Annotated in this window: 8 protein-coding genes; 6 read left to right on the top strand and 2 right to left on the bottom strand. The window is 68.9% G+C overall.

Going from position 1 to position 6,420, the window contains the following annotated elements; translation table 11 throughout:
- Window positions 1-118 precede the first annotated feature (118 nt).
- From ACE3T5_RS04835 to ACE3T5_RS04815, 5 genes are read left to right on the top strand one after another with little or no spacing between them, the layout of a single operon-like run.
- Window positions 119-358, top strand: a complete 240-nt coding sequence (locus ACE3T5_RS04835; protein WP_374665040.1) for a type II toxin-antitoxin system CcdA family antitoxin — start codon at window positions 119-121, stop codon at window positions 356-358.
- 2 nt (window positions 359-360) lie between these two features.
- Window positions 361-675 carry a CcdB family protein gene (locus tag ACE3T5_RS04830; RefSeq protein ID WP_374665038.1) on the top strand — a complete coding sequence of 105 codons (315 nt, stop codon included), beginning with the start codon at window positions 361-363 and terminating at the stop codon, window positions 673-675.
- A gap of 13 nt (window positions 676-688) precedes the next feature.
- Window positions 689-1,498, top strand: a complete 810-nt coding sequence (locus ACE3T5_RS04825; RefSeq protein ID WP_374665036.1) for a thymidylate synthase — start codon at window positions 689-691, stop codon at window positions 1,496-1,498.
- A 4-nt stretch (window positions 1,499-1,502) separates the two neighbouring features.
- On the top strand, window positions 1,503-2,591 hold the full coding sequence (locus ACE3T5_RS04820; RefSeq protein WP_374665034.1) for an acyltransferase family protein: 1,089 nt from the start codon (window positions 1,503-1,505) through the stop codon (window positions 2,589-2,591).
- Window positions 2,591-3,109, top strand: coding sequence for a dihydrofolate reductase (locus ACE3T5_RS04815; RefSeq protein ID WP_374665032.1), 519 nt, complete (start codon window positions 2,591-2,593; stop codon window positions 3,107-3,109). The genes ACE3T5_RS04820 and ACE3T5_RS04815 overlap by 1 nt, the downstream gene beginning before the upstream one ends.
- A 47-nt stretch (window positions 3,110-3,156) precedes the next feature.
- Here ACE3T5_RS04815 and ACE3T5_RS04810 read toward each other — a convergent pair whose 3' ends face one another.
- Entirely contained in the window at window positions 3,157-4,848 is a 1,692-nt protein-coding gene (locus ACE3T5_RS04810) for a hypothetical protein (RefSeq protein ID WP_374665030.1), read from the bottom strand.
- Between the two features lie 106 nt (window positions 4,849-4,954).
- Between ACE3T5_RS04810 and xth the strand changes: the two genes are divergently transcribed.
- On the top strand, window positions 4,955-5,731 hold the full coding sequence (gene xth / locus ACE3T5_RS04805; protein ID WP_374665028.1) for an exodeoxyribonuclease III: 777 nt from the start codon (window positions 4,955-4,957) through the stop codon (window positions 5,729-5,731).
- A 56-nt stretch (window positions 5,732-5,787) separates the two neighbouring features.
- On the opposite strand, the gene ACE3T5_RS04800 is transcribed toward xth, so the two are convergent.
- A complete protein-coding gene (locus ACE3T5_RS04800) occupies window positions 5,788-6,387 on the bottom strand; it encodes a transposase (protein WP_374665026.1) in 600 nt (199 codons plus the stop codon).
- Between the last annotated feature and the right edge of the window lie 33 nt (window positions 6,388-6,420).

The following is a 6,420-nucleotide window of genomic DNA, read 5'->3' as shown; positions in this document are numbered from 1 at the left end:
GGTTCCGGGGGGGGGGGGGGGGGGGGGGGGCGGGCGCCCCCCCCCCCCCCCCCCCCCCCCCCCCCCGCGACCCCGCCCATGCGCATAAAATGTGCGCATCCTCCATGGAGCCCTCCACATGCTGCGCTTCGACGACGCCCCCAAGAAGCCCACCAACCTGAGCCTGAACGTCAAGGTCCTTGAGATGGCCAAGGAGCTCGGCCTGAACGTCTCCCAGACGGTGGATGCATTGTTGGCCGAGGAAGTACGCCGACTCTACTGGGCAAAGTGGAATGAGGACAACAGGGAGGCGATAGAAGCCTACAACGAACGCATCGCGCGTGAAGGCCTGCCCCTGGAGCGCTACCGGACGTTCTGATCGTGGCCCGTTTCGACATCTACGCGCATCCCGTGCCGGCCTTGCGCAAGACCACGCCCTTCTTGCTGGACGTGCAGAACAACCACATCCGCAACCTCGCCACCCGCGTCGTCGTGCCACTGCGCGCCGCTGCCTCCTTTCCGCTGCCCGTGCGTGACCTCAATCCGGCTTTCGACGTTGCAGGCAAGGCCGTCGTGGCAGACACGGCAGCGCTGGCGGCCTTTCCCGCAGCGGAGCTGCGAACCCCCGTGGCTTCGCTGGCCACGCAGTCGGCCGAGATCGTTGCCGCCCTCGACACCCTCTTCGGCAGCTACTGAACCCGATTCGCCCATGCCCCACCCCATCCGATCGCAGTACGAAGACTTCATGCGCCACGTGTACACGCACGGCACGGCCAAGACCGACCGCACGGGCACCGGCACGCGCAGCGTGTTCGGCTACCAGATGCGCTTCGACCTGAACGAGGGGTTTCCGCTCGTCACCACGAAGAAGGTGCACCTGAAGTCCATCATCCACGAGCTGCTGTGGTTCCTGGAGGGCTCCAGCGACAACAACAAGCTGCGCGAGCGCGGCGTGACAATCTGGGACGAATGGGCGCGCGAGGATGGCGACCTGGGCCCCATCTATGGCGTGCAGTGGCGCAGCTGGCCCACGCCCGACGGCGGCCACATCGACCAGATCTCCGAGGCGCTGAAGCAGATCCGCAGCAACCCCGATTCGCGCCGCATCATCGTGAGTGCGTGGAACGTGGCCGACATCCCGAAGATGGCGCTGGCGCCCTGCCATGCGTTCTTCCAGTTCTACGTGGCCGATGGCAAGCTCTCGTGCCAGCTGTACCAGCGCAGCGCGGACATCTTCCTCGGCGTGCCGTTCAACATTGCGAGCTACGCGCTGCTCACGCACATGATGGCGCAGCAGGCCGACCTGGGCGTAGGGGACTTCATCTGGACCGGCGGCGATTGCCACATCTACAGCAACCACCATGAGCAGGTGGCGCTGCAGCTCTCGCGCGAGCCTCGGCCCTACCCCACGCTGCGCATCGCCCGCCGGCCCGAGACCCTGTTCGACTACCGCTACGAGGATTTCGTGGTGGAGGGGTATGACCCGCACCCGCCCATCAAGGCGCCGGTGGCGGTGTGACGGGGTGATCCAGAACATCCAGATCCTGCGCTTCGCTGCCGCGCTGTGGGTCGTGATGTTCCATGCCCTGGTGCCGCTGGTGGTGCCGCAGGCCTGGCAGCCCGCCCTGCCGGCCGCGCTGGAGGCGCTGTGCCGCCTCGGCTACGCCGGCGTGGACCTGTTCTTCGTGATCAGCGGCGCGGTCATCGCGCAGGCCACGCGGGGCGTGACGCCCGGCCTGGCCGCGGCGCGCCGCTTCATCGCGGTGCGGCTGGCGCGCATCTACCTGGGCTGGTGGCCCTTCTTCGGCCTGTTCATCGCCGCCATGGCCTGGTGGGGCTGGCCACTGGCGGAGAAGCGCTTCATCGCCTCGTTCCTGCTGGTGCCCGTGGCCGACATTACGCGCTACGTGCTCGTGCTGCTGTGGACGCTGACGATGGAGGTGTACTTCTACCTCGTAGTCGGCGCGCTGCTGCTGCTGGCACGGCCGCGCATGCGGCAGGCGATGCTGGCGTGGGCGGCGCTGGTGCTGGTCGTGGTACTGGTGAACGTGGGCACCGGTCGCTACGCGCTGGTCCATGAGCAGGGCCTGGGCATCTTCCGCCTGTTCATCGCCTCGCCCTTCGTGCTGGAGTTCATCGCCGGCTTCCTGCTGTGCGAATGGCTGCATGCGAGGCCGCGGCAATCGCTGATGCCCTGGGCCCTGCTCGCGCTCGTCTGCGGCACGGCGGCGGCCTGGACGCACTTCCGCGGCGGCCTGGGCTTCTTCGGCCTGGCCGACATCGCCCATGCGCCGCTGCGCACCCTGCTCTTCGGCGGCATGGCCGTGGGGCTGGCCGCCTGCGCCATCCTCGCGCGGCCGGCCGCCGGGCGCATGATGCTCGGGCTGGCGCGGCTGGGTGATGCCTCCTATGCGCTGTACCTGAGCCACATCCTCACGCTGACCTCGCTGTACCTGCTGGTGGCCGCCTGGGCCCCTGCCGAGGGCCTGCGCGGCGCGCTGTGGGCGCTGGCGCTGGCGGCGGCGGTGGGGCTCGCCGCCCTGCACTACCGCTGGATCGAGAGACCCCTCTACCTCGGCGCCAAGCGCCGCATCGAGAACGCCCTGGCCTGATGATGACGACCCGCCTCCACCTGATGTACGCCCGCGCCGCCAATGGCGTGATCGGCCGCGACAACACGATTCCCTGGCGCCTGCCGGAAGACATGGCGCACCTCAAGGCGCGGACCATGGGCCACCCGGTCATCATGGGGCGGCGCACCTGGGATTCACTGCCGGTGAAGTTCCGGCCGCTGCCGGGGCGCACCAACATCGTCGTCACGCGGCAGGCAGATTGGCAGGCCGAGGGCGCCGTGCGTGCGTCATCGCTGGAAGAGGCGATTCGGCTCGCAGGCACCAGCGACGTGGCCTGGGTGCTGGGCGGGGCCGAGATCTATCGCGCCGCGCTGCCGCTGGCGGATGAAGTGCATGTGACGGAGATCGATGCCGAGTACGAAGGCGATGCCTATGCGCCGACCCTGGGTGCGGAGTGGGTGGAGGCGAGCCGGGAGGGCCATGTCTCCGCCGCGGGGGTCAGGTTTGCGTTCGTGGTGTATCGGCGCGCCGATGCGGGCAGCGCCAGCCCCCGGTAGGCTGGCGGTGGAGCGACAGCGAAACCCCAGCGTTCCCGCCACCAACGCTAGAACGTCGATCGCGACTTCAGCAGCACCTGCGCCCGCTTCACGTTCGACCCCGCCCCCAGCGGGAACGCCAGATCCAGGTGCAGCACATTCCCGAACGCGGAGCGCGTGCTCACGATGCGCAGGCCCAGCCCGGCATCCGCCAGCCAGCCTGAATCCGACCGGTTGACGTTGCTGCCGCCCCAGGCCCGCCCCACATCCACGAAAGCAGCGCCGCCGATGCGGAACAGGCGCCAGAGGTAGATGTCAGTGTAGAAGCGCTCCTCCACCGTCAGCAGCGCGCGGCGCGTGCCGCTCTGGTAGCGCAGCGGATAGCCGCGCAGGCCGTTGTCGCCGCCCAGAAGCAGATCATCCCCCACCTCGGGGCGCGTCAGCCAGTCGGCCGAGGCCGCCGCGTAGAACAGGCGGCGGGCGCTGCGCCGCTCGTAGTACTGCGTCTGCAGCGACACGCGCTGGCGGCGCACGTCGCCATCCTGCAGGCGCCCCTGCACGGCGCCCGCGGCGAGCACCGTGCGGTCTTCGTCCAGTTGCCAGCCGTGGCTGAGGTTCGCGCTGTACAGCACCGCATCGGCATCGGCGCCCAGCGCCTTGGTCGACAAGCCGAGCTGCGCGGTCAGGTTCAGGCCCAGCGCAAAGAACTCCGGCCGGCCGATCAGGTTGCGGTTCACCTCGCGCTGATAACGGTCCTCCAGCAACTGGTAGCGCACGAACGGCGCCACGATGCGGTCATCGGTGGGCAGGCGCGGCGGCGCGGTGCGGCCGGGCTCGAAGCGGTAGTTGTCGTCCTGGAAGGTCAGGCCCAGCGTGGTGCGCTTGACCCAGCCGTTCTGCAGCCCGTCGGACCAGCCGCCGAACACCTCGCCCGAGATGACCTGGTGCCGGTACTCGGACACCACCTCGCCGGCGTTGTAGATCGGGTCGATGCGGTCGTCGCGGCTGAAGCGCGCGCCGGCGGCCCAGCGCGCATCGAGCGAGTGGAAGGGGTGCGTCAGCGCGATGCTGTCACGCTGGCCATCGGTGTTGCTCGAATGGTCGAAGCTCAGCCCCGTCCAGGAGCCGAAGACATGGTCGTTGGAGATGAAGAACTGGTTGCCGCTGCGATCGACATTGCGCGTGCGGCCCAGGCCCACCGTGGTGCCCGTGCCCAGGAAGTTGTAGTCCCGCACCAGGATGCCGCCGGAGGTGCTGCCTCCTGAGCGACTCACGTTGACGCCAGGGTCCAGCGACCAGGCGTCGCGCGTGACCACGTCGATGTCGACCACGCCGTCCTTGTACGCCAGCGGCAGGATCATCACCTCCGACAGGAAGCGGTTGGCCAGCAGCACGCGCTCGGTCTCCTCCAGCACGCGCACCGACACGCGGTCGCCGGGCTTGAAGAGCAGCTGCTTCTCGATCACGCGCGCGCGGGTAACGCGGTGCACGCGGTTCGCGCCGCGGAAGAGCGCGATGTTCTCCGCCGGATCCGAGGTGTCGAACACCTCCTGCGGCAGCACCCGCACGGCGCCGATGCGCACACCCGCGGCCTCCATCTCGGCCCAGCTCGAGGCCACCGAGGGTGCCTCGGGCGCGGCATTGGCGGGACGGCTCGTGCCCGGCGCCAGCAGGTGCACCTGGGCCTGGCCCTGGGCCGGGCCGGCGGCCGCGAGCAGCAGGCCCAGCACCAGCGCAGGCAGGGTGTGGCGGCGTGGCATCGCTGGCGACTTCATGGCTGGGCGGGACGATCCAGGATGGTACCCGGTCGCGGCGATGGAACGGCTCACTCGGCTATCCTGCTGCACCTAGGAAGGCCCGCCCTTGATGAAGATCACCACCTGGAACGTCAATTCCCTCACCGCCCGCCTGCAGCACGTGCTGGACTGGACCACCGCCAACCCGGTGGACGTGCTGTGCCTGCAGGAACTGAAGCTCACTGACGACAAGTTCCCGGCCGATGCGCTGGCGGCGCAGGGCTACCCGCACTGCGCGGTGTTCGGGCAGAAGACGTACAACGGCGTCGCGGTGCTGAGCCGCACGCCCCTTGCCGATGTGGTGCGCAACATCCCCGGCTTCACCGACGAGAGCTCACGCGTGCTCACCGTCACGGTGGAGGCACCTGGCGGGCCGGTGCGGCTGGTGAACGGCTACTTCGTCAACGGCCAGGCGCCCGGCACCGAGAAGTTCGAATACAAGATGAGCTGGCTGCGCGCCCTGCGCGACCATGTGCGCACGCAGATGGAACAGCACCCGCGCCTGGTGCTGCTGGGTGACTTCAACATCGCCCCCGAGGACCGCGACAGCTACGATCCCGAAGGCCTGCGCGAGACCATCCACCACACCACCGAAGAGCGGGACCACTTCCGCCGCCTGCTGGAACTGGGTCTGGTCGACGCCTTCCGCCTCTTCGAGCAACCCGAGAAGAGCTACAGCTGGTGGGACTATCGCATGCTCGGCTACCAGAAGAACCGCGGCCTGCGCATCGACCACATCCTGGTGAGCGAGGCGATGCGCGCGGAAGTGAAGGCATGCAGCGTGGACCGCACGCCACGCAAGTGGAAGCAGCCCAGCGATCATGCGCCTGTGACGGTGGAGATCTGACGGGGGGTGGTGCACAGGGCGAGAACGCTGGGGTTGCGCTATCGCTCCACCCCAGCCTACGAGGAAGCCCAGTCACTCCGCTCTCCGAAACCGCCCTTGTCGGCCCCGGCCGCCAATCCCCAATCCGCCGGCAACACGCCATGCCGCACGTACCGGTGAAAGCTGGAATACGGCCAGTCGCCGGCCCGCGCGGCATGGCCGTGCTTCACCGGGTTGAAGTGGATGTAGTCCACGTGCCGCGCGTAGTCGTTCTCGTCTCGGATCTGGTGCTCCCAGTAGCGGCGCTGCCAGAGCGAGCGCTCGCCCCTGGCGCCACGTGCCTGCAGGGCGCGTGAATCCAGGCGCTGCGCGGCCGCCATGCGGCGCGTGAAAGCGCCCTTGATCAGCGCCAGCCGCATCGCGTAGCGCGCGTCGTCGGCCGGCAGGGTGATGAGCAGGTGCAGGTGATCCGGCAGCACGACCATCGCGTCGATGTCGAACGGGTGCCGGGTGCGGATTTCGGTGAACGCGGCACGCAGGTGATCCACCCCGTGGATCAGCGTCGCGCAGCGGCGGTCTTGCAGGGTGAGGGTGAAGAAGTACGTCGCGCCCGGCACCACGGCGCGGATGTAGCGGCGCATGCGAGGGAGCGTGCCGCGGGCGGCGATGTGGGGCATCGCCGGGATGGGGGATGTCGTGGGTGGGGGGTG

The sequence above is a fragment of the Ramlibacter sp. genome, from assembly GCF_041916345.1.
GTDB lineage: Bacteria > Pseudomonadota > Gammaproteobacteria > Burkholderiales > Burkholderiaceae_C > Ramlibacter.
Note: the sequence above shows the minus strand (reverse complement) of the source record. Positions and strands in the feature narration are given on the sequence as shown.